This window comes from Xinfangfangia pollutisoli, from assembly GCF_020179405.1.
In the GTDB taxonomy this organism is placed as follows: domain Bacteria; phylum Pseudomonadota; class Alphaproteobacteria; order Rhodobacterales; family Rhodobacteraceae; genus Pseudogemmobacter; species Pseudogemmobacter pollutisoli.
Genome location: NZ_JAICBZ010000004.1, coordinates 76,808 through 99,486 on the forward strand (window position 1 = coordinate 76,808; position 22,679 = coordinate 99,486).

Here is a 22,679-nt window from a genome sequence, read left to right on the forward strand (position 1 = left end):
GGGGGCGCCGATTTTCGACGAAAATCGGCTGCGGAAATCCGGGGATTTCCGCCCGCGCTCAGCCCTTGGCGACCAGCCAGTCCAGCGCGCGCGTGGGCAGGATCCGCCGCGCGATGCCGGAAATGCGCGTCGGCAGCGTGACATAGTAGCGCGGCCGCGGCCGGGGGCTTTCCAGCGCCCGGATCAGCTGCGCCGTCACCGCCGAGGGCGGCAGTTCGAACCGGTCGGGCGCGTTCTTCGACCGATACAGCCGATGCAGCAGGCCGCGATATTCCTCGGCCCGGGCCGAGCCTTCCCAGTCGATCCATTTCTCGAAATGCGGCACCGAGTTTTCGCGGATCCGGGTGCTGATCGGCCCCGGCTCGATCAGGATGATCTCGATTCCCGTGCCCTTCATCTCAAGCCGCAGCACGTCGCTGAGGCCCTCCATGGCGAATTTCGTCGCCACATAGGCCCCGCGCCATTTCGCGCCGACCAGCCCCAGCACCGAGGAACAGTTGACGATCCGCCCCGCGCCGGCCGCCCGCATCATCGGCAGAACCCGCCGCGTCAGGTCATGCGTGCCGAACAGATTTGTCTCGAAGATCTCTCGCAGCGCGCCGCGCGGCAGGTCCTCGACCGCGCCGGGGCAGGCGAAGGCGCCATTGTTGAACAGCGCGCCCAGCCTGCCGCCATTCACCGCGGCGATATGGTCGACCGCCGCCGCCAGACTGTCTTCGTCGGTGTAATCCAGCCGGAAGCTTTCCAGCCCCTCGGCACGCAGCCGGTCGCAATCCGCCTCTTGTCGGCAAGTGGCGAAGACCCGCCAGCCGCGCGCCTTCAGGCCGCGTGCGGCGTCAAGCCCGATGCCCGAGGAACACCCGGTGATGAGAATCGATCTGTCCATATCCCTGCCCGCAATTTCGCCGCAGGCTGGGGCAAAGCGGGGCCGGCGTCAAACCCGCCCCCGATGGGCGCGCGGTCAGGGCGTCAGCAGCCGGGCGGCAATGTAGCCTTCCAGACCGTCGCCCTCGATGCGGATATGCGCCCAGTCGCCGGCTTCCATCCCGACCACGGTCACCGCCTCGCCATTCTGCAGCCGGCCGACCACGCCCGTAGCGGTCGACGGCCCCTGCCGCACATTCGCCGAGCGCGCGGCGACATACCAGATCTGGCCTTCCTCGGCGCTGGCGGCGGGGGCAGGGCCTTCCGCGACCAGTTCGGGCGTGGGCTCGGCGCGGTCGCTGCCGATCGACGGCAGGGTGGACAGGGTGAAGATCGGCGCCGGCGCACCGGCACCCGGCACGGTGCTGGCGACAGCCGGGGCGGGCGCTGCATCAAGCGGGGCGGCCGGTTCATAGGCGGCGGTCACGACCTGGGCCGGGGGCTCGGGCGTGGGCGCGGCAGGGGCCAGCGCGGCACGTGCGACCGAAGCCTCCGGGGTCGCGGCTTCAGGCGCGGGCAAGGATGCAGACGCGGTGGGCGCGGCAAGCCGGGCCTCGGCCTCGGCGCGCAAAAGGCCGGGGCGTTTCTGACCATAATCTTCACCGGCAAGAAGCAGGGTCACATAGATCCCGGCAGTCAGAAGAAGGGTCAGTCGCAGCATATGTATCACCCAAGGCATGCGGCACAGGGAACACGGGCGGAAATGCCCGGTACAGACAGCAATCCCCTGTGACTTACCATGAGTCGCTGCCGTCTGGTGAGGGGAAAACGCAGGCGCATTCCCCCGGTTCCCTGTCCGCACGCAAAACGACTGGACCATGTCGGCGCCCGGAATTACACGGGGGGCCATGGCGCAGGACGATGACGAACCCACCACTTATGGCCAGACCACGGCCGAACCGCTGTCGCGCGCCATTGGCGAGCGCTATCTGACCTATGCGCTGTCGACGATCATGCACCGGGCGCTGCCCGATGCGCGTGACGGGCTGAAGCCGGTCCATCGCCGCATTCTTTACGCGATGCGCGAATTGCGCCTGTCGGCGACCGGGGGCTTCCGCAAATCGGCCAAGATCTCGGGCGACGTGATGGGGAACTACCACCCCCATGGCGACGCCGCGATCTATGACGCGATGGCGCGTCTGGCGCAGGATTTCAACGTCCGCTACCCGCTGGTCGACGGGCAGGGGAACTTCGGCAATATCGACGGCGACAATCCGGCCGCCAGCCGCTACACCGAAGCCCGCCTGACCGCGATCGCCGAGACCTTGATGGAAGGCCTGGCCGAGAACGCGGTCGACTTCCGCCCGAATTACGACGGCACCCTGGAAGAGCCGGTGGTGATGCCGGCGGCCTTTCCGAACCTGCTGGCGAACGGCTCGTCCGGGATCGCGGTGGGCATGGCCACCAACATCCCGCCGCACAATCTGGACGAGCTGATCCAGGGCTGCCACCTCTTGCTGGCCAATCCCGAAGCCTCGACCGCCGATCTGGTCGCCCATATCCCGGGGCCCGATTTCCCCACCGGCGGCGTGCTGGTCGAGCCGAAAGCGGCGATCCTTGAAGCCTATGAAACCGGCCGCGGCGCCTTCCGCACCCGGGCGCGCTGGCATGTCGAGGATCTGGGCCGCGGCACCTGGCAGATCGTGGTCACCGAGATTCCCTATCAGGTCGCCAAGTCGAAGCTGATCGAGAAGCTGGCCGAGGTGATCCAGCTGAAGAAGGTGCCGCTTCTGGCCGATGTGCGCGACGAATCGGCCGAGGATATCCGCATCATCCTGGAACCGCGGGCCCGCACCGTGGACCCCGAGGTGCTGATGGGTGCGCTGTATCGCAACAGCGATCTGGAAACCCGGTTCAGCCTGAACATGAACGTGCTGATCGACGGGCGCGTGCCCAAGGTCTGCGGGCTGAAAGAGGTGCTGCGCGCCTTCCTCGACCACCGGCGCGAGGTGCTGCGGCGGCGCAGCGAGCACCGGATCGAGAAGATCGACCACCGGCTGGAGATTCTTGAAGGGTTCATCATCACCTTCCTGAATCTTGACCGGGTGATCGACATCATCCGCTACGACGACGATCCGAAAGCCGCGCTGATGCGCGAGCATTGGGGCAAGCCGCATAAGCGCGCCGCGTCCGAGAAGGATTATGTCAGCCCGCCCCCGGGCGAGGGCGAATTGTCGGAAGTTCAGGCCGAGGCGATCCTGAACATGCGGCTGCGGTCCTTGCGGCGGCTGGAAGAGATGGAGCTGGTCGCCGAACGCGACGCGCTGACCAAGGAACGCGCCGACCTGGCCGATCTTCTGGACAGCGACCGGCGGCAGTGGAAGAAGATCGGCGAAGAGCTGGAAGAGATCCGCAAGAAGTTCGGCAAGGGCATGCCGGGCGGCGACCGCCGCACCACTTTCGCCGAGGCGGGCGTGGTCGAAGAGGTTCCGTTCGAGGCGATGATCGAACGCGAGCCGATCACGGTTCTCTGCTCGAAAATGGGCTGGATCCGGGCGCTGAAGGGCCATGTCGATCTGTCGGCCGAGCAGAAATACAAGGATGGCGACGGCGCGCGCTTCGCCTTCCATGCCGAAACGACCGACCGCATCCTGCTGGTCGCCGAAAACGGGCGATTCTTCACGCTTCTGGGCGCGAACCTGCCTGGCGGGCGCGGCATGGGGGAACCTGTGCGGCTGATGGTCGATCTGCCGAACGATACCGGCATCACCGATCTGATCCTGCATCGGCCGGGGGCGAAATATCTGGTCGCCTCGACCGCGGGCGACGGATTCGTCGCGCCGGCCGACGAGCTTTTGGCCCAGACCAAGGCCGGCAAGCAGGTGCTGACGGTGCGCGACGGGGTGAAGGCGGCGGTCTGCCGGCCGATCTTTGGCGATCATGTCGCGGTCGTCGGCGACAATCGCAAGCTGCTGGTCTTCCCGCTGGCCGATCTGCCGGAAATGGCCAAGGGCAAGGGCGTGCGGCTGCAGAAATACAAGGATGGCGGCCTGTCCGACGCGATCACCTTCGCGCTGGCCGATGGTCTGTCGTGGAAAGACCCCGCCGGCCGCACCCGCACCGAGACCCTGCTGACCGAATGGCTGGGCCCCCGCGCCGGCGCCGGCAAGATGGCCCCCCGCGGCTTCCCGCGCGACAATCGCTTCAACTGAGCGGCTGCGCCGCAAGGTTTTTTCTCGCCTCTGGCCTGCGGCCAACCGGCTCGGGCGCGCGCGGCCCGCGCGGGGATATTTGGGCAGAGAGGAAGGCCATGCCGCTTCTCTGCCCTGTGGCCTTCCTCTCTGCAGAAATATCCCGGGGTCCGGGGCAGAGCCCCGGGTCTCGATGCGGGGCGGAAACGCGAGTCAGGCGCGCGCCACCTCCAGCCAGACCCCGCCTTCGGGGCGCAGCGTCAGGATCATCACCGGCTTTGGCGCGCGGCCCGGGATCGGGCTGAACCGGAACCGCGCCAGCAGGGTGGCCAGGATGATCACCGCCTCTTGCAGCGCGAAAGAGGCGCCGATGCAGACCCGCGGCCCGTCGCCGAAGGGCAGGTAGTGAAAGCGCGGCACGGCGCGCGGGTCGGCGAAACGCTCGGGGCGGAAGGCGTCGGCATCGTCCCACAGTTTCTTGTGCCGGTGCAGCGCGTAGATCGGCAGGATCACCGTATCGCCGCGCCGCACCTCGCGCCCGCAAAGTTCGTCCGGCGCCTCGGCCGTGCGCGACAGGAAGGCCGCCGGCGGGTAAAGCCGCAGCGCCTCGTCGACGATTCGGCGGGTCAGGTTCAGGGCGGGCAGGTCGGCCACCCCGGCCGCACGATCGCCCAGCACCGCCTGCGCCTCGGCCCGGGCGGCCGCCTGCACGGCCGGATCGAAGGCGCAAAGATACAGCGCCCAGGACAGGGTCAGCGCCGTCGTCTCATGCCCGGCCACGATGAAGGTCAGCAGATTGTCGCGCAATTCGTCGGTGGACATGCGCCGGCCGCTTTCAGGATCGGCCCCGGCCAGCAGCAGATCCAGAAGGTCCGGCGGCCGCTGCGCCCCCTCGGCCCGCCGCGTCTCGATCGCCCGGTCGGCCAGCTGCTTGGTCTGCCGCATCGCGGCCCCGGCCACCATCCGGTGTGGTCTGGGCACCCAGCCCGGCGCGCCCAGGATGTCCAGCACCGAAACCTTTGCGGTCTGGCCGATATATTGCTCGATCGCCCGATGCACCGCATCGCGGTCGAACCCGGCGCCGCGGCTGAAGGTCACATCGGCGATCACTTCGAAGGTCGCGGTCACCATTTCATCGAACAGATCCGCCGCCCGTCCGACCGAGGCGGCGATCCGGGCCGAGGCGCGGTCGGCCGCCGCCGTCATCACCGGCCCCAGCGCCGCGACGTTGCGATGCGAAAAGACCGGCGCGGCAGTGCGGCGCTGCCAGTGCCAATTCGCGCCTTCCGCCACGAACAGGCTGTCGCCGATCGCCGGCCCCAGGATCAGCTTCGTCACCAGGGATTTCGGATAATTCTCCAGATTGTCGCGCAGGATCCGCTTCAGCGCCTCGGGGTCCATCACCATATGCCAGCGCTTGCCGGTCTTGCCCGACAGGATCGGCGCATGGGTGGCGATTTCGGGGATCAGTTCCAGCACATTGCGCCGCCCGGCCGCCAGCGATCCCCAGATGCCCAGGGGTTCGGTCGCCAGCGGCACGCGCACGGGAAGGGCGGGTCTGTCCAGCACGGTCATCGCGGTTCTCCGGTCATCCAGGGGGCGCGCGCCCATCCTACGCTGCCCGCCGGGAAAAGCGACAGCGGCCGGGCCCGTTGCGCGGCTTCCGGCAAGCCTGTATCCCTGACCCCTGCCACCCGCCCTTCCTGGAGCCGCCGATGATCCTTCGCCCCGCCCGCCTTGTCGCGCTTTGCCTGGGGCTTGCCGCCCTTGCGGCCTGCGCGAAGAACGATCTGGCCGAGCCGCCGGTGCCCCTGGGCGAATTCGGCCTGGGGCTGAACATCGTCGTGGCCGACAATATCCAGATGGTGCCGATCTCGCGCCCGGCCGATCCGAAGGATTGGGAGGCGGCGATCCAGAAGGCGATCGACGACCGCTTCGGCGAAAAGCGCTATCAGGGCAGCAAACTGTACAATGTCGGCATCAATATCGATGCCTATGCCCTGGCCCCGCCCGGCATCCCGCTGGTGGCGGCGCCGAAATCGGTGGTGGTGATCAGCGCCAATATCTGGGACGACGCCGCGCGCAAGAAGCTGAATCCCGAGGCCGAGCAGATGACGGTCTTCGAAGGCCTGTCGGGCGATACGATGATCGGGTCGGGCCTGACCAAGACCAAGAAGCAGCAGATGGACACGCTGGCCTATAATGCGGCGAAACGGGTCGAGGACTGGCTTCTGACCCATCCCGAATGGTTCGGCATGACGCCCGAGCAGCTGAAGGCGGCGCTGGCGGCGCGCGATGCCCAGATCGCGGCCGACAAGAAGGCCAGCGCGGCCGCGGCGGCCCCGGCAACCCCCGCTGCGGCCCCTGCGCCGGCGGCAGGCGCGGGGCCGGTGGCGCCGGCCAGCAACTGACCGCCTTCGCCAGCCCGATCAGGCTTGATTTTCTGCGCTTTCGGCTTTAATCCGCCGCGCCAGTGAAGGAAGGGGTCTCCATCCCGGGCCCCGCGCAAGGAAGGGCTGCCCCATGGCCAAGGCCAAGTTTGAACGCACCAAGCCGCATGTGAACATCGGCACGATCGGTCACGTCGACCACGGCAAGACGACGCTGACGGCGGCGATCACGAAGTATTTCGGCGAGTTCCGCGCCTATGACCAGATCGACGGCGCCCCGGAAGAGCGGGCCCGCGGCATCACCATCTCGACCGCCCATGTCGAGTATGAAACCGCGAACCGCCACTACGCGCACGTCGACTGCCCCGGCCACGCCGACTATGTGAAGAACATGATCACCGGTGCCGCCCAGATGGACGGCGCGATCCTGGTTGTGGCCTCGTCGGACGGCCCGATGCCGCAGACGCGCGAGCATATCCTGCTCGGCCGTCAGGTGGGCATCCCCTACATGGTCGTCTACATGAACAAGGTCGACCTGGTCGACGATCCGGAACTGCTGGAACTCGTCGAGATGGAAATCCGCGAGCTGCTGTCGTCCTACGAATATCCGGGCGACGACATTCCGATCATCAAGGGCTCGGCCCATCAGGCGCTGATCGGCGAGCGCAAGGACATTGGCGAAGATTCGGTCCGTGCGCTGCTGGCGGCGGTTGACGAATACATCCCGACCCCGGCCCGCGCCGTGGATCAGCCCTTCCTGATGCCGATCGAAGACGTGTTCTCGATCTCGGGCCGCGGCACCGTGGTGACCGGTCGTGTGGAACGCGGCGTGATCAACGTTGGCGACGAAGTCGAAATCGTCGGCATCCGCGACACCAAGAAGTCGGTCTGCACCGGCGTGGAAATGTTCCGCAAGCTGCTGGACCGCGGCGAAGCCGGCGACAATATCGGCGCGCTGCTGCGTGGCGTCGACCGTGAAGGCGTGGAACGTGGCCAGGTGCTGTGCAAGCCCGGTTCGGTCAAGCCGCACACCAAGTTCGAAGCCGAGGCCTACATCCTGACCAAGGAAGAAGGCGGCCGTCACACGCCGTTCTTCGCGAACTACCGCCCGCAATTCTACTTCCGCACCACGGACGTGACCGGGACCGTTCAGCTGCCGGAAGGCACCGAGATGGTGATGCCGGGCGACAACCTGAAGTTCGTCGTCGAGCTAATCGCCCCGATCGCGATGGAAGAGAAGCTGCGCTTCGCCATCCGTGAAGGCGGCCGCACCGTCGGCGCCGGCGTCGTCTCGAAGATCATCGCCTGATCTGTCGTTCGGGGCCCTCCCGAACGCGCAAGCCAGGAAGGGCCGTCCCGCAAGGGGCGGCCTTTTCCTTTCGGCCCGAAGGGCCTATCCTGGTCGGGCAGCGATGGAGGGCGACATGGATCAGACCGCGAAGTGACAGTCTGAAACCCTTCGCAAAGGTCATCCCATGCCCGAACTTTTTCCCGCTGGCTTTCCAAGCCCCGATACGCTTCACCCCATCGTCACCCGCGACGGCCAGCCGCATCGCGGCACGGTCTTCCTGAAGCCGGCGCTGCGCCATCCGCGCATCGAGGTGGGCGATTACAGCTATGCCAGTTGCCATGTGCCCCCCGCCGACTGGGCGGCCCAGATCGCGCCCTATCTGTATGACTTCTCGCCCGAGCGGCTGGTGATCGGCCGGTTCTGCCAGTTTGCCGATGGGGTGCAGTTCATCACCGCCTCGGCCAATCACCGCCATGACGGTTTTTCCACGTTCCCCTTCCTGGCCTTCGGTGCCGATCCGGCGCAATCGGCGTCGATGCCGCCGCCGGGGCCCGATACGGTGATCGGCAATGATGTGTGGCTGGGGCAGGGGGTGCGGGTGCTGCCGGGCGCGCGGATCGGCGATGGCTGCATCGTCGGGGCCGGGGCGGTGGTGTGCGGCACGCTGGCGCCCTATTCGGTCGTTGCGGGCAACCCTGCCCGCCTGCTGCGCCGCCGCTTCCCCGCGCCTGTGATCGCGCGGCTGTTGCAGATCCGCTGGTGGGATTGGCCAATCGACGACATCCTTGACGCCGAAGCGGCGATCTGTGGCGCGGATCTGCCGGCGCTGGAGCGCGTCGCGGCGCGACTCAGCCGGTAAAGACGCAAGCCGCCCGCGCTTGGCAGGCCCGGTCTTCGCGGCCTGCCATGACGCGCATCACCCTTCGGACATGTCGCTTTCGAGCCTTTCTTGTCGAGAAAGCGCGATTTTTGGCAAAAACCCGTCAAGGGTGCGAAAACGCACATAGCGGGTGCAACATGTATGATTTTTAACGGTTTTCTCGGAACATCACAGCGCCGTGATGGTTTTGTAACCGAAATGCCCTGAAAACCGCCCAAACTTCCCTTTCCGGCCGGTTCTGTACTTCACGGTTTAGTAAAATCGGCGTGATCCGCAGCGATCCGAGCGTGATTTCACAACCCCCGATCCGCGTCCCATCTTGGCTTCACCGGAGGCGAAACGCTCCGGACAACCCGGGCCGCAACGGCCGCAAAAAAGGACTAAGATCATGAAACGGACTGCTCTTTTCGCTCTCGCCCTCTCGGCTCTGGCCCCGGCCGCCTTCGCCTACTCGCCCACCGCCCTGACCGACGCGCAAGTTTTCGACGTGAAGCGCTACGTGCCGAATGCTGACCTGTCGAACCTGACCGCCGCCCAAGTGCAAGCCATCGGCAATGTGCTGAACAGCGGTGACTCGGGCATCGGCCACTCGATCTACTCGATCCTGAACGACTGATCCGGCATGACCGGACCCGCTTGCGCTCGCCCGTTCTCCCTCGGGCGGGCGCACTGCGTTTCTGGCGCAGCGTTTCGGGCTTGCACAGCCCCCAAGCAGCGCTTCTAGTCGGCCGCGATCCGCCCCGACGACAGGAGCCCCGCATGCGCCTTTCCCTTCTGACCCTTGCCTGCATCCCGCTGCTTTGCGCCTGCGTGCCGCAAAGCCCCGGCCTCAGCCCGGCCGACCGCGCCGATGTGCTGCGCTATGCCCCCGGCGCCGATCTGGACCACCTGACCCCGGCGCAGGAACAGCAGCTGGCCAGCGCGCTGCACGATGGCGAGGGGCTGGACATCTCGCGCCAGATCGCCTCGATCCTGATGCAGACGCCCTGAGGGCGCCCCGGCCTGTGAGGGCGCCTGTGACGGCCCTGTGACGGCGCCTGCACCAGGGCTTGCGAGAAGCCCTTGACCTTGGCCGCGCCCTGCCTTAACCCGCATCCCGACCACAGGGGTATAGCTCAGCTGGTAGAGCGACGGTCTCCAAAACCGTAGGTCGCGGGTTCGAGCCCTGCTGCCCCTGCCAAGGTCCTTCTGCCGGCCCACGCCGCCGGGACCATCCCCGCAAAGCCCTGATTTTCCCGGCATCTGCCCCGCGCAGGATCAAGATACCGCCCTGCGCTTGAATTCCTGCCGGAATGGCCGTATCTCCGCCGGCGACCCTTTTGCCCGGAAAGACCGACCGATGGCCCGCACCAATCCGCTTCAGTTCCTTCAGCAGGTCCGCGCCGAAGTGGCCAAGATCCACTGGCCCTCGCGCCGGGAAGTGGTTCTGACCACGATCATGGTCTTCATCCTGGCCGCGCTGACGGCGGCCTTCTTCAGCCTGGTCGATGTGGCAATCCGCTACGGATTGGCGCTGGTGATCGGCGCCTAAGCCAGGTTTCCCCCGCCGCCGGACCATTCCCCTCTTGATCTGAGGGGGGCAAGCAGGTAATCCCGCCCCCGACCAAAGGGCAGCCGGCGCGCATCGATTCGGGGTGCGCGCTGTTTTTTGTTCCCCCGGGACCGGGGGGCAAGCGGCTTTCGGACGAAGGAAAAGGTAAGGCAGACCATGGCAAAGCGCTGGTATTCGGTGAGCGTCCTCTCGAACTTCGAGAAGAAGATTGCCGAACAGATCAAGACCGCTGTTGCCGATGCGGGCCTTGAGGAAGAAATCGACGAAGTGCTGGTGCCCACCGAAGAGGTGATCGAGGTGCGGCGCGGCAAGAAGGTGACGTCCGAGCGGCGATTCATGCCCGGCTATGTGCTGGTGCATATGGAAATGTCGAATCGCGGCTATCACCTGATCTCGTCGATCAATCGGGTGACCGGGTTCCTGGGCCCGCAGGGCAAGCCGATGCCGATGCGGGATTCGGAAGTGAACGCGATCCTGAACCGCGTCGAGGAAGGCCAGGAAGCCCCGCGCAACCTGATCCGCTTCGACATCGGCGAGAAGGTCAAGGTCACCGACGGGCCCTTCGAGGGCTTCGACGGCATGGTCGAGGAAGTCGACGAACAGGCAAGCCGCCTGAAGGTTTCGGTCTCGATCTTCGGGCGCGCGACGCCTGTGGAACTGGAATTCACCCAGGTGTCGAAAGGCATCTGAGGCGAGCCGCGGAAGGCGAGCGCGTTTCCCGACAGGGGCGTGACGGACCGCACCGCTAAACCGCACCTTCCTGGTGCTGTGACATGAGGAGAAGGCCAGATGGCCAAGAAGATTATGGGCAGCCTCAAGCTGCAAGTGAAGGCGGGTCAAGCGAACCCCTCGCCGCCGGTCGGTCCGGCGCTGGGTCAGCGCGGCCTGAACATCATGGCCTTCGTGAAGGAATTCAACGCGAAGTCCGCCGATCTGCCGCCCGGCACGCCGACGCCGGTGATCATCACCTATTATCAGGACAAGTCGTTCAGCCTTGAGCTGAAGACGCCGCCGGCCTCGTTCCTGGTCAAGCAGGCCGCCGGTCTGCCGCCGGTGGGCAAGCGCAACCGCGCCAAGGGTTCGGCCAAGCCGGGCCGCGAAGTGGCCGGCACGATCACCGCGGCGCAGGTCCGCAAGATCGCCGAAACGAAGATGAAGGATCTCAACGCCACTTCGATCGAAGCGGCGATGAACATCATCCTTGGCTCGGCCAAGTCCTGCGGCATCGATGTGAAGGGCTGAACCAGATGGCCAAGATTGCAAAGCGTGTGAAGAAGGCTCAGGAAGCCTTCGAGGGCAAGTCGAACCTGTCGGTCGAGGATGCCGTGAAGCTGATCAAGGACGCGGCCTCGGCCAAGTTCGACGAGACGCTGGAAATCGCGATGAACCTGGGCGTTGACCCGCGTCACGCCGACCAGATGGTCCGCGGCGTCGTGCTGCTGCCGAATGGCACCGGCAAGACCGTGCGCGTGGCGGTGTTCGCCCGTGGCGCCAAGGCCGATGAAGCCAAGGCGGCCGGTGCGGATATCGTCGGCGCCGAAGAGCTGATGGAAACCATCCAGTCGGGCAAGATCGAGTTCGATCGCTGCATCGCCACCCCGGACATGATGCCGCTGGTCGGCCGTCTGGGCAAGATCCTGGGCCCGCGCAACCTGATGCCGAACCCCAAGGTCGGCACGGTGACGATGGATGTCGCGAACGCGGTCAAAGCCGCCAAGGGCGGTGAAGTCCAGTTCAAGGTCGAAAAGGCCGGCGTCATCCATGGCGGCATCGGCAAGGTGTCGTTCACCGAAGAAGCGCTGGCGCAAAACGTCCGCGCCTTCGTCGACGCCGTGACCCGCGCCAAGCCCGCCGGGGCCAAGGGCACCTATGTGAAGAAGGTCTCGCTGTCTTCGACCATGGGCCCGGGCGTCTCGGTCGATCTGGCCACGACCGCGCAGGCCTAAGGCCGGCAAAGAATTCCCGACCCTTCGGGGAAGGGATGGCAGGGCCAGACCACCGGCCCTGTCCTGTCCGAGACGGTGGGTGGCGCGCAAGCGCCTTAATCTCCTGCCTGAGATGGGGAACGGGACGAATGTCACCCTCGGGTGATCTTGGCCTCGGGAACCTTCGGACCCGAACGCATTCCCACCTGGGGATGCTGACATGAGCCGGGGGGAAACCCCCAACTTGGAGTGAAACTGTGGATAGAGCCCAGAAAGAGAAAGTGGTCGAGGAACTCGGCCAGATCTTCGAAAGCTCTGGCGTCGTGGTGGTTGCCCACTACGAAGGCATGACGGTTTCTCAGATGCAGGACCTGCGCGCGAAAATGCGCGAAGTTGGCGGGTCCGTCCGTGTTGCCAAGAACAAGCTCGCCAAGATCGCCCTGGATGGGAAGCCCGCTGCGAAGATGGGTGACCTGCTTACGGGCATGACCGTGTTTGCCTTCTCGGAAGATCCTGTGGCTGCGGCCAAGGTCACCGAGGCCTATGCCAAGGGGAACGACAAGTTCGTGATCCTGGGCGGGGCCATGGGCGAAACGGTTCTGGACCAGGCCGGTGTGAAAGCCGTGGCCGCCATGCCGTCGCGCGAAGAGCTTATCGCTCAGATCGTGTCGTGCATCGGTGCGCCCGCCTCGAACATCGCTGGTGCCATTGGCGCGCCTGCTGCAAACATCGCGGGCATTCTGAAGACCATCGAGGAAAAGGCTGCGGCCTGATCCTGCCCTTCGCGGGCCGGTCCCATCCCGGGATTGACCTTGCGACGTTGGAACCCCATCTTAACGAACGGAATGAGCAAAATGGCTGATCTGAACAAACTCGCGGAAGAGATCGTCGGTCTGACCCTTCTCGAAGCGCAAGAACTGAAGACCATCCTCAAGGACAAGTACGGCATCGAGCCCGCCGCCGGCGGCGCTGTCATGATGGCCGCTGCTCCGGGCGGCGCTGCTGCTCCGGCCGAGGAAGAAAAGACCGAATTCGACGTCGTGCTGAAAGAAGCCGGCCCGAACAAGATCAACGTCATCAAGGAAGTGCGCGGCATCACCGGCCTGGGCCTGGTCGAAGCCAAGAACCTTGTCGAAGCTGGCGGCAAGGTGAAGGAAGGCGTCTCGAAGGCCGACGCCGAAGCGATGAAGAAGAAGCTGGAAGAAGCCGGCGCCAAGGTCGAGCTTCAATAAGCGCGGATGCGGGGTTTCCCGCCGCGTTGACACAGGACGGGGGCAGAGCGATCTGCCCCCGCTTCGCGCGTCTTGAAAGACGCTTCGGCCCGGGATCGGCCCCGAAGCCTCTTTCAAGGTGCGATGCAGGTTCGGGAGCCGCCTGACGGGACAGGTGGCAGGTATGGAACCGACATCCCCTATCGCCAAGCGGCGCAAGGTCTGGCCCCCGACGGGCCTTGGCGCCGGCGAAAATGAAAGGTGACGACGAGCATGGCGCAGCAAGCCCACGTTGGCCAGAAGCGTATCCGCCGCTACTACGGCAAAATCCGCGAAGTCCTGGAAATGCCGAACCTCATCGAGGTTCAGAAATCCTCTTACGACCTGTTCCTGCGCTCGGGCGATTCCGAGAAGCCGCTGGACGGCGAAGGGATCCAGGGCACCTTCCAGTCGGTCTTCCCGATCAAGGATTTCAACGAGACCTCGGTTCTCGAATTCGTCCGCTACGAGCTGGAAAAGCCGAAGTATGACGTCGACGAATGCATGCAGCGCGATCTGACCTATGCGGCGCCCCTGAAGGTGACGCTGCGTCTGATCGTGTTCGATGTCGATGAATCGACCGGCGCCCGCAGCGTCAAGGACATCAAGGAACAAGACGTCTACATGGGCGACATGCCCCTGATGACGCCGAACGGCACGTTCATCGTGAACGGGACCGAACGGGTGATCGTGTCGCAGATGCACCGCTCGCCGGGCGTGTTCTTCGACCATGACAAGGGCAAGACCCATTCCTCGGGCAAACTGCTGTTCGCCTGCCGGATCATTCCCTATCGCGGCTCGTGGCTGGACTTCGAGTTCGACGCCAAGGATATCGTCTTCGCCCGCATCGACCGCCGCCGGAAACTGCCTGTGACGACGCTTTTGTACGCGCTTGGTCTCGACCAGGACGCGATCATGAAGGCCTATTACGACACGGTGAACTTCACCTATGTGAAGAACAAGGGCTGGGTGACCAAGTTCTTCCCCGAGCGCGTGCGTGGCACCCGGCCGACCTATGACCTGGTCGATGCCGCCACCGGCGAAGTCATCCTGAAGGCGGGCGAAAAGGCCACGCCGCGGATGGTCCGCAAGTGGATGGAAGAGGGCACGATCACCGAGCTGCTGGTCCCGTTCGACCACATCCTCGGCCGCTTCGTGGCCCGTGACATCGTCAATGAAGAGAACGGCGCGATCTGGGCCGAGGCCGGCGAAGAGCTGACCTGGGAAGTCGACCGCGACGGCGATGCCAAGGGCGGCACCGTCAAGCTGCTGCTGGATCAGGGCATCACCGAGATTCCGGTTCTCGACATCGACAACATCAATGTCGGCCCCTACATCCGCAACACCATGGCGGCGGACAAGAACTGGAACCGCGACACCGCGCTGATGGATATCTATCGCGTGATGCGCCCCGGCGAGCCGCCGACCGTCGAGGCCGCCTCGACGCTGTTCGACACGCTGTTCTTCGACCGCGAGCGCTACGACCTGTCGGCCGTGGGTCGCGTGAAGATGAACATGCGTCTGGATCTGGGCAAGCCCGATACCCAGCGCACGCTGGACCGCGAAGACATCGTCGCCTGCATCAAGGCGCTGGTGGAACTGCGCGACGGCAAGGGCGAGATCGACGATATCGACCACCTCGGCAACCGCCGGGTGCGCTCGGTCGGCGAGCTGATGGAAAATCAGTATCGCGTCGGCCTGCTGCGCATGGAACGCGCGATCAAGGAGCGCATGTCCTCGGTCGAAATCGACACGATCATGCCGCAAGACCTGATCAACGCCAAACCGGCCGCGGCGGCGGTGCGTGAATTCTTCGGCTCGTCGCAGCTGTCGCAATTCATGGACCAGACGAACCCGCTGTCCGAAGTCACCCATAAGCGCCGTCTTTCGGCGCTTGGGCCGGGCGGTCTGACCCGTGAACGCGCGGGCTTCGAAGTGCGCGACGTTCACCCGACCCACTATGGCCGGATGTGCCCGATCGAGACGCCGGAAGGTCAGAACATCGGTCTGATCAACTCGCTGGCGACCTTCGCCCGCGTGAACAAGTATGGCTTCATCGAGACCCCGTATCGCAAGGTCATCGACGGCAAGGTCACCGACGAGGTGGTCTACATGTCGGCGACCGAAGAAATGCGGCACACGGTGGCGCAGGCGAATGCCGGTCAGGACAAGGACGGCAAGTTCACCGACGACCTGATCTCCAGCCGCAAGGCCGGGGAATTCATGCTGAACCCGCCGGATGCCGTCGATCTGATCGACGTGTCGCCCAAGCAGCTGGTTTCGGTCGCGGCCTCGCTGATTCCGTTCCTGGAAAACGACGACGCCAACCGCGCGCTGATGGGGTCGAACATGCAGCGGCAGGCCGTGCCGCTCTTGCAATCCGACGCGCCTTTCGTCGGCACCGGGATCGAGGCCGTCGTGGCCCGCGACTCGGGGGCCGCGATCATGGCGCGCCGCTCGGGCGTGATCGACCAGGTCGACGCGCAGCGGATCGTTATCCGCGCGACCGAGATGATGGAGCCGGGCGAGCCGGGCGTGGACATCTACCGTCTGCGCAAGTTCAAGCGGTCGAACCAGTCGTCCTGCATCAACCAGCGCCCGCTGGTGAAGGTGGGCGATGTGGTGAAGCGTGGCGAGGTGGTGGCCGACGGCCCCTGCACCGACATGGGCGAACTGGCCCTGGGCCGGAACGTCATCGTCGCCTTCATGCCCTGGAACGGCTACAACTACGAGGACTCGATCCTGATCTCGGAGCGCATCCTGAAGGATGACGTCTTCACCTCGATCCATATCGAGGAATACGAGGTCGCGGCGCGGGACACCAAGCTGGGGCCGGAAGAAATCACCCGCGACATCCCGAACGTCGGTGAAGAGGCGCTGCGCAACCTTGATGAGGCTGGCATCGTCTATATCGGCGCCGAGGTGAACCCGGGCGACATCCTGGTCGGCAAGATCACCCCCAAGGGCGAAAGCCCGATGACGCCGGAAGAAAAGCTTCTGCGCGCCATCTTCGGCGAAAAGGCTTCGGACGTGCGCGACACTTCGCTGCGTCTGCCGCCGGGTGCCTATGGCACGATCGTCGAAGTGCGGGTGTTCAACCGTCACGGCGTCGACAAGGACGAACGCGCCCTGCAGATCGAGCGTGAGGAAGTCGAACGTCTGGCGCGGGACCGCGACGACGAGCTGGCGATCCTGGAGCGCAACATCTACTCGCGTCTGAAGGCCCTGTTGATGGGCCGCGAGGCGGTGAAGGGTCCGAAGGGCATCAAGTCCGGTTCGACCATCGACGACGAACTGCTGGGCACGCTGTCGCGCGGCCAGTGGTGGCAGCTGGCGGTGGCCGAGGAAGCGCAGGCCAAGGAGATCGAGGCCCTGCACGACCAGTACGAGCAGCAGAAGCGCGCGCTGGATCTCCGTTTCGACGACAAGGTCGAAAAGGTGCGCCGTGGCGACGATCTGCCTCCGGGCGTCATGAAGATGGTCAAGGTCTTCGTCGCGGTGAAGCGCAAGCTGCAGCCGGGCGACAAGATGGCCGGCCGTCACGGCAACAAGGGTGTCATCTCGAAGGTCGTGCCTTCGGAAGACATGCCCTTCCTGGCCGATGGCACCCCGGTCGACCTGGTGCTGAACCCCCTGGGCGTGCCCTCGCGGATGAATGTCGGGCAGATCCTTGAGACCCATATGGGCTGGGCCGCGCGCGGTCTGGGCCTGCGGATCGACGAGGCGCTGCAAGACTTCCGCCGCTCGGGCGACCTGACCCCGGTCAAGGAAGCCATGCGCTTTGCCTATGGCGACGAGACCTATGAGGATGCGTTCGGCGAAATGGGCCCCGAGGATCTGGTCGAAAAGGCCGCCCTGGTGACCAAGGGCGTTCCGATCGCGACTCCGGTCTTCGACGGCGCCAAGGAAGCCGATGTGAACGACGCGCTGCGGCGGGCCGGCTTCGACACGTCGGGTCAGTCCGATGTGTTCGACGGCCGCACCGGCGAGAAGTTCCAGCGCAAGGTGACGGTGGGCGTGAAATACATGCTTAAGCTGCACCACCTGGTCGACGACAAGCTGCACGCCCGGTCCACGGGCCCGTACTCTCTGGTCACCCAGCAACCGCTGGGCGGCAAGGCGCAGTTCGGTGGCCAGCGTCTGGGGGAAATGGAGGTCTGGGCTCTGGAAGCCTACGGTGCCGCCTATACCCTGCAGGAAATGCTGACCGTGAAGTCGGATGACGTGGCGGGCCGGACCAAGGTCTATGAATCGATCGTCAAGGGCGAGGACAATTTCGAGGCGGGCGTTCCCGAGAGCTTCAATGTGCTCGTCAAGGAAGTCCGCGGCCTCGGCCTGAACATGGAACTCCTGGATGCGGAAGAAGAGTAGGGAACGAGTTTTCGTCGAAAACTCGGGACCCAATTTTTCGACGAAAAATTGGGTCTCCCCGCTCTGATCCCCGCGCCCTTTCAAGGATTTGAAAATGAACCAGGAACTGACCAACAACCCGTTCAACCCGGTTGCGCCCGTCAAGACCTTTGACGAGATCAAGATCTCGCTGGCTTCGCCCGAGCGGATCCTGTCGTGGTCCTATGGCGAGATCAAGAAGCCGGAAACCATCAACTACCGGACCTTCAAGCCGGAACGTGACGGCCTGTTCTGCGCCCGGATCTTCGGGCCGATCAAGGATTACGAATGCCTCTGCGGCAAATACAAGCGCATGAAGTATCGCGGCGTCGTCTGCGAGAAATGCGGCGTTGAAGTCACGCTGCAGAAGGTGCGCCGCGAGCGCATGGGCCATATCGAACTGGCCGCGCCCGTGGCCCATATCTGGTTCCTCAAGTCGCTCCCCAGCCGGATCGGCCTGATGCTGGACATGACGCTGCGCGATCTGGAACGCATCCTCTATTTCGAGAACTATGTCGTCATCGAGCCCGGTCTGACGGATCTGACCTATGGTCAGCTGATGACCGAAGAGGAATATCTGGACGCGCAGGATCAGTATGGCGCGGATGCCTTCACCGCCAATATCGGCGCCGAGGCGATCCGCGAAATGCTGGCGGCGATCGACCTGGGCCCGCTGGCCGACCAGCTGCGCGAAGAGCTGAAGGAAGCCACGGGCGAGCTGAAGCCGAAGAAGATCATCAAGCGGCTGAAGATCGTTGAATCCTTCCTGGAATCCGGCAACCGCCCGGAATGGATGGTGCTGACCGTGCTTCCGGTGATTCCGCCGGAACTGCGCCCGCTGGTTCCGCTGGATGGCGGCCGGTTTGCGACCTCGGACCTGAACGACCTGTACCGTCGGGTCATCAACCGCAACAACCGCCTGAAGCGGCTGATCGAACTGCGCGCGCCCGATATCATCGTGCGCAACGAAAAGCGCATGCTGCAGGAAGCCGTGGACGCGCTGTTCGACAACGGCCGTCGCGGCCGCGTGATCACGGGCACCAACAAGCGCCCGCTGAAATCGCTGTCGGACATGCTGAAGGGCAAGCAGGGCCGCTTCCGTCAGAACCTTCTGGGCAAGCGGGTCGACTTCTCGGGCCGGTCGGTCATCGTGACCGGGCCGGAGCTGAAGCTGCATCAATGCGGCCTGCCGAAGAAGATGGCCTTGGAACTGTTCAAGCCCTTCATCTATTCGCGGCTGGAAGCCAAGGGTCTGTCCTCGACCGTCAAGCAGGCCAAGAAGCTGGTGGAAAAGGAACGTCCCGAGGTTTGGGATATCCTGGATGAAGTCATCCGCGAACACCCGGTCCTTCTGAACCGCGCGCCGACGCTGCACCGTCTGGGCATCCAGGCGTTCGAACCGCAGCTGATCGAAGGCAAGGCGATCCAGCTTCACCCGCTGGTCTGCTCGGCCTTCAACGCCGACTTCGACGGCGACCAGATGGCCGTGCACGTGCCGCTGAGCCTTGAGGCCCAGCTGGAAGCGCGCGTCCTGATGATGTCGACGAACAACGTTCTGTCGCCCGCCAACGGCGCGCCGATCATTGTTCCGTCGCAGGACATGGTTCTGGGCCTGTACTACGTCACCATGGAACGCAAGGGCATGGTCGGCGAAGGCAAGATCTTCTCGGATATCGACGAGGTCGAGCAGGCCCTGGCCGCCGGTGCGGTGCATCTGCATGCCAAGATCACCTCGCGCCTGCGCCAGGTGGACGAGGAAGGCAACATCGTCTGGAAGCGCTACACCACGACCCCCGGCCGTCTGCGTCTGGGCAACCTGTTGCCGCTGAACGCCAAGGCGCCTTTCGAACTGGTCAACCGTCTTCTGCGGAAGAAGGATGTGCAGACCGTCATCGACACCGTCTACCGCTACTGCGGTCAGAAGGAATCGGTGATCTTCTGTGACCAGATCATGGGTCTGGGCTTCCGCGAAGCCTTCCGGGCCGGGATCTCGTTCGGCAAGGACGACATGGTCATCGCCGAGAACAAGTGGGATCTGGTGAACGAGACCAAGGATCTGGTCGCCGGGTTCGAGCAACAGTATCTCGACGGCCTGATCACCCAGGGCGAGAAGTACAACAAGGTCGTGGACGCCTGGTCGAAGTGCAACGACAAGGTCACCGAGTCGATGATGTCGACGATCTCGAACGTCAAATATGACGACAACGGCGCCGAGAAAGAACCGAACTCGGTCTATATGATGGCGCACTCCGGGGCCCGGGGTTCGGTGACGCAGATGAAGCAGCTGGGCGGGATGCGCGGCCTGATGGCCAAGCCGAACGGCGAAATCATCGAAACGCCGATCATCTCGAACTTCAAGGAAGGTCTGACCGTTCTTGAATACTTCAACTCGACCCACGGCGCCCGGAAGGGTCTGTCGGACACCGCGTTGAAGACGGCGAACTCGGGCTACCTGACCCGCCGACTGGTGGACGTGGCGCAGGATTGCATCATTCGCGTGCCGGATTGCGGCACCGAGAATGCGATCACCGCTTCGGCCGCCGTGAAGGAAGGCCAGGAAACCGCGCCGCTGTCGGAACGCATCCTGGGCCGTGTGGCTGCGGATGACGTGCTGGAACCCGGCACCGACAATGTGCTGGTCGAGCGCGGCGAGCTGATCGACGAACGCAAGGCCGACATGATCCAAAGCGCCGGGGTGGCGTCGCTGCGCATCCGCAGCCCGCTGACCTGCGAGGCCGAGGAAGGCGTCTGCGCCGCCTGCTACGGGCGTGACCTTGCCCGCGGCACCCAGGTGAACATCGGCGAAGCGGTGGGCATCATCGCCGCCCAGTCGATCGGTGAACCCGGCACCCAGCTGACGATGCGGACCTTCCACATCGGCGGCGTGGCCCAGGGCGGTCAGCAGTCGTTCCTGGAAGCCAGCCAGGAAGGCAAGATCGAGTTCCGCAACGCCAATCTCCTGTCCAATGTGGCGGGCGAGCAGATCGTGATCGGCCGGAACATGTCGATCGCCATCGTCGACGAGAATGGTGGAGATCGGGCGGTCCACAAGCTGACCTACGGCGCGAAGCTGCATGTCAAGGATGGCCAGACGGTCAAGCGCGGCGCGAAGCTGTTCGAATGGGACCCCTTCAACCTGCTGATCGTGGCCGAAAAGGCCGGGGTTGCGCGGTTCAAGGACCTGATCTCGGGCATCTCGGTCCGCGAGGACACCGACGACGCCACCGGCATGACGCAGAAGATCGTCTCCGACTGGCGCGCCGCGCCGCGCGGCAACGATCTGAAGCCGGAAATCCTGGTGGTCGATCCGACCACCGGCGATCCGGTGCGCGGCGACAGCGGCAACCCGATCACCTACTCGATGTCGGTCGACGCCATTCTGTCGGTCGAAGACGGGCAGGAACTGCGTCCGGGTGACGTGGTGGCGAGGATCCCGCGCGAAGGCGCCAAGACCAAGGACATCACCGGGGGTCTTCCCCGCGTGGCGGAACTGTTCGAAGCCCGTCGTCCGAAGGATCACGCGATCATCGCCGAGGCCGATGGCTATGTGCGCTTCGGCAAGGACTACAAGAACAAGCGCCGCATCACGGTTGAACCCGTGGATGAGACGCTGCAGCCCATGGAATACATGATCCCGAAAGGGAAACATATTCCTGTGCAGGAAGGCGACTTCGTGCAGAAGGGCGATTACATCATGGACGGCAATCCCGCTCCGCATGACATCCTTCGGATCATGGGGATCGAGGCTCTGGCCAATTACATGATCGACGAAGTGCAGGACGTGTATCGACTGCAGGGCGTGAAGATCAACGACAAGCATATCGAAGTGATCGTGCGGCAGATGCTGCAGAAACTTGAAGTGCTGGATTCGGGTGATACCACGCTTCTGAAGGGCGAGCAGGTCGAGAAGATCGAGCTGGACGAGGAAAACGCCAAGGCGCGCAACCGCGGCCTGCGCGAAGCCAAGGCCGAGCCGGTGCTTCTGGGCATCACCAAGGCGTCGCTGCAGACCCGCAGCTTCATCTCGGCGGCGTCCTTCCAGGAAACCACGCGGGTCCTGACCGAGGCTTCGGTTCAGGGCAAGCGCGACAAGCTGGTCGGTCTGAAGGAAAACGTCATCGTCGGCCGGCTGATCCCGGCCGGGACGGGTGGGGCCACGAGCCGCGTCAAGCGGATCGCGACCGAGCGCGACCAGACGGTGATCGAAGCCCGCCGGTCCGAGGCCGAAGAGGCCGCGGCTCTGGCCGCCCCGATGGACATCGTCGAGCCCGATTTCGATGCCGGGCTTGTCGACACGGTGGAAAGCCGCGACTGAACTGCGGTCTGATCGAATGACCGAACCCCGCCGGTGGTGACACCGGCGGGGTTTTTCTTTGCCAGAGACCAAATGTGTGCTGATACAGTCAGCGCGCGGGTTTCGAGGCACAATTGTGAAATCAGTCGATGAGGCAATTCTTGCGTTGGTAAACGGCGATTTGTCCGCCCTACAGATTGTCACGGAGGCAGAGCATCAAGACCTTCTGGCCGCCTCCCAACGCCTGCCAAAACTGACACTCTCCCGCCACGCATTGGCGCGGGTTCTACGTTCATTGCGGGATGGTGCCTGGGATCCAAAAGACGTCCAGTTATGGTCCTCGTTCATGCGCCGTGGATATGTAGCGGGGAATCTCGTTGGCGGCCAACCGTCGATCAGCATCGATTACGATGAACAGGACGAAGAACTGATCATAGAAGTCCAGTCGAGGCTTGATGAGATTGGCGACATGATCGATGGCCTGATCAGCCGCGCCGAGTTGGAACAAATGCTCCGCAATCTGGAAGCAGTCCGAGCTGAAAGATAGATGGCGCCGCTGGATGGACACCCAGATTGCCTATGACCTCCTGACCGCCGAGCGCAACACTAGCTCGCGCCACATGCCGACAGAAGGAACGCGGCCGCATCCGCGG

Annotated in this window: 18 protein-coding genes and 1 tRNA gene; 16 read left to right on the plus strand and 3 right to left on the minus strand. The window is 64.5% G+C overall.

Annotated features, from left to right (window positions below; genetic code table 11):
• Window positions 1-58 precede the first annotated feature (58 nt).
• Window positions 59-886, minus strand: a complete 828-nt coding sequence (locus K1Y73_RS03140; protein ID WP_225026462.1) for an SDR family NAD(P)-dependent oxidoreductase — start codon at window positions 884-886, stop codon at window positions 59-61.
• Between the two features lie 75 nt (window positions 887-961).
• Window positions 962-1,585: an SH3 domain-containing protein gene (locus tag K1Y73_RS03145; RefSeq protein WP_225026463.1), complete on the minus strand. Its 624-nt coding sequence runs from the start codon at window positions 1,583-1,585 to the stop codon at window positions 962-964.
• A 187-nt stretch (window positions 1,586-1,772) separates the two neighbouring features.
• Between K1Y73_RS03145 and K1Y73_RS03150 the strand changes: the two genes are divergently transcribed.
• Window positions 1,773-4,076 carry a DNA topoisomerase IV subunit A gene (locus tag K1Y73_RS03150; RefSeq protein ID WP_225026528.1) on the plus strand — a complete coding sequence of 768 codons (2,304 nt, stop codon included), beginning with the start codon at window positions 1,773-1,775 and terminating at the stop codon, window positions 4,074-4,076.
• A 192-nt stretch (window positions 4,077-4,268) separates the two neighbouring features.
• On the opposite strand, the gene K1Y73_RS03155 is transcribed toward K1Y73_RS03150, so the two are convergent.
• The gene (locus K1Y73_RS03155; RefSeq protein WP_225026464.1) at window positions 4,269-5,630 is read right to left on the minus strand and encodes a cytochrome P450; all 1,362 of its coding nucleotides are present in this window, start codon (window positions 5,628-5,630) and stop codon (window positions 4,269-4,271) included.
• A gap of 140 nt (window positions 5,631-5,770) precedes the next feature.
• On the opposite strand from K1Y73_RS03155, the gene K1Y73_RS03160 reads away from it, so the two are divergent.
• From K1Y73_RS03160 to K1Y73_RS03230, 15 genes are all read left to right on the plus strand, one after another.
• Complete coding sequence (locus K1Y73_RS03160; protein WP_225026465.1) at window positions 5,771-6,466, plus strand: hypothetical protein; 696 nt, start codon at window positions 5,771-5,773, stop codon at window positions 6,464-6,466.
• A gap of 112 nt (window positions 6,467-6,578) precedes the next feature.
• Window positions 6,579-7,754 (plus strand): elongation factor Tu, encoded by a 1,176-nt coding sequence (gene tuf, locus K1Y73_RS03165; protein ID WP_225026466.1) that lies wholly within the window; start codon window positions 6,579-6,581, stop codon window positions 7,752-7,754.
• A gap of 166 nt (window positions 7,755-7,920) precedes the next feature.
• The gene (locus K1Y73_RS03170) at window positions 7,921-8,595 is read left to right on the plus strand and encodes a CatB-related O-acetyltransferase (protein WP_225026467.1); all 675 of its coding nucleotides are present in this window, start codon (window positions 7,921-7,923) and stop codon (window positions 8,593-8,595) included.
• A gap of 409 nt (window positions 8,596-9,004) precedes the next feature.
• A complete protein-coding gene (locus K1Y73_RS03175; protein WP_225026468.1) occupies window positions 9,005-9,232 on the plus strand; it encodes a hypothetical protein in 228 nt (75 codons plus the stop codon).
• Between the two features lie 143 nt (window positions 9,233-9,375).
• Entirely contained in the window at window positions 9,376-9,606 is a 231-nt protein-coding gene (locus K1Y73_RS03180) for a hypothetical protein (RefSeq protein ID WP_225026469.1), read from the plus strand.
• A gap of 114 nt (window positions 9,607-9,720) precedes the next feature.
• Window positions 9,721-9,796: transfer RNA gene (locus K1Y73_RS03185), tRNA-Trp, on the plus strand.
• 159 nt (window positions 9,797-9,955) lie between these two features.
• The gene (gene secE / locus K1Y73_RS03190; protein WP_225026470.1) at window positions 9,956-10,147 is read left to right on the plus strand and encodes a preprotein translocase subunit SecE; all 192 of its coding nucleotides are present in this window, start codon (window positions 9,956-9,958) and stop codon (window positions 10,145-10,147) included.
• Between the two features lie 177 nt (window positions 10,148-10,324).
• On the plus strand, window positions 10,325-10,858 hold the full coding sequence (gene nusG / locus K1Y73_RS03195) for a transcription termination/antitermination protein NusG (RefSeq protein WP_225026471.1): 534 nt from the start codon (window positions 10,325-10,327) through the stop codon (window positions 10,856-10,858).
• A 99-nt stretch (window positions 10,859-10,957) separates the two neighbouring features.
• The gene (gene rplK, locus K1Y73_RS03200) at window positions 10,958-11,410 is read left to right on the plus strand and encodes a 50S ribosomal protein L11 (RefSeq protein ID WP_225026472.1); all 453 of its coding nucleotides are present in this window, start codon (window positions 10,958-10,960) and stop codon (window positions 11,408-11,410) included.
• A gap of 5 nt (window positions 11,411-11,415) precedes the next feature.
• Window positions 11,416-12,114 (plus strand): 50S ribosomal protein L1, encoded by a 699-nt coding sequence (gene rplA, locus K1Y73_RS03205; RefSeq protein ID WP_225026473.1) that lies wholly within the window; start codon window positions 11,416-11,418, stop codon window positions 12,112-12,114.
• Window positions 12,115-12,350: 236 nt separating this feature from the next.
• Window positions 12,351-12,866 (plus strand): 50S ribosomal protein L10, encoded by a 516-nt coding sequence (gene rplJ, locus K1Y73_RS03210; protein ID WP_225026474.1) that lies wholly within the window; start codon window positions 12,351-12,353, stop codon window positions 12,864-12,866.
• An 81-nt stretch (window positions 12,867-12,947) separates the two neighbouring features.
• On the plus strand, window positions 12,948-13,325 hold the full coding sequence (gene rplL, locus K1Y73_RS03215) for a 50S ribosomal protein L7/L12 (protein WP_225026475.1): 378 nt from the start codon (window positions 12,948-12,950) through the stop codon (window positions 13,323-13,325).
• Window positions 13,326-13,577: 252 nt separating this feature from the next.
• Window positions 13,578-17,714: a DNA-directed RNA polymerase subunit beta gene (rpoB, locus tag K1Y73_RS03220; protein WP_225026476.1), complete on the plus strand. Its 4,137-nt coding sequence runs from the start codon at window positions 13,578-13,580 to the stop codon at window positions 17,712-17,714.
• A gap of 94 nt (window positions 17,715-17,808) precedes the next feature.
• Window positions 17,809-22,047 carry a DNA-directed RNA polymerase subunit beta' gene (gene rpoC / locus K1Y73_RS03225; protein ID WP_225026477.1) on the plus strand — a complete coding sequence of 1,413 codons (4,239 nt, stop codon included), beginning with the start codon at window positions 17,809-17,811 and terminating at the stop codon, window positions 22,045-22,047.
• Between the two features lie 115 nt (window positions 22,048-22,162).
• Window positions 22,163-22,573 (plus strand): hypothetical protein, encoded by a 411-nt coding sequence (locus K1Y73_RS03230; RefSeq protein WP_225026478.1) that lies wholly within the window; start codon window positions 22,163-22,165, stop codon window positions 22,571-22,573.
• Window positions 22,574-22,679: the final 106 nt, after the last annotated feature.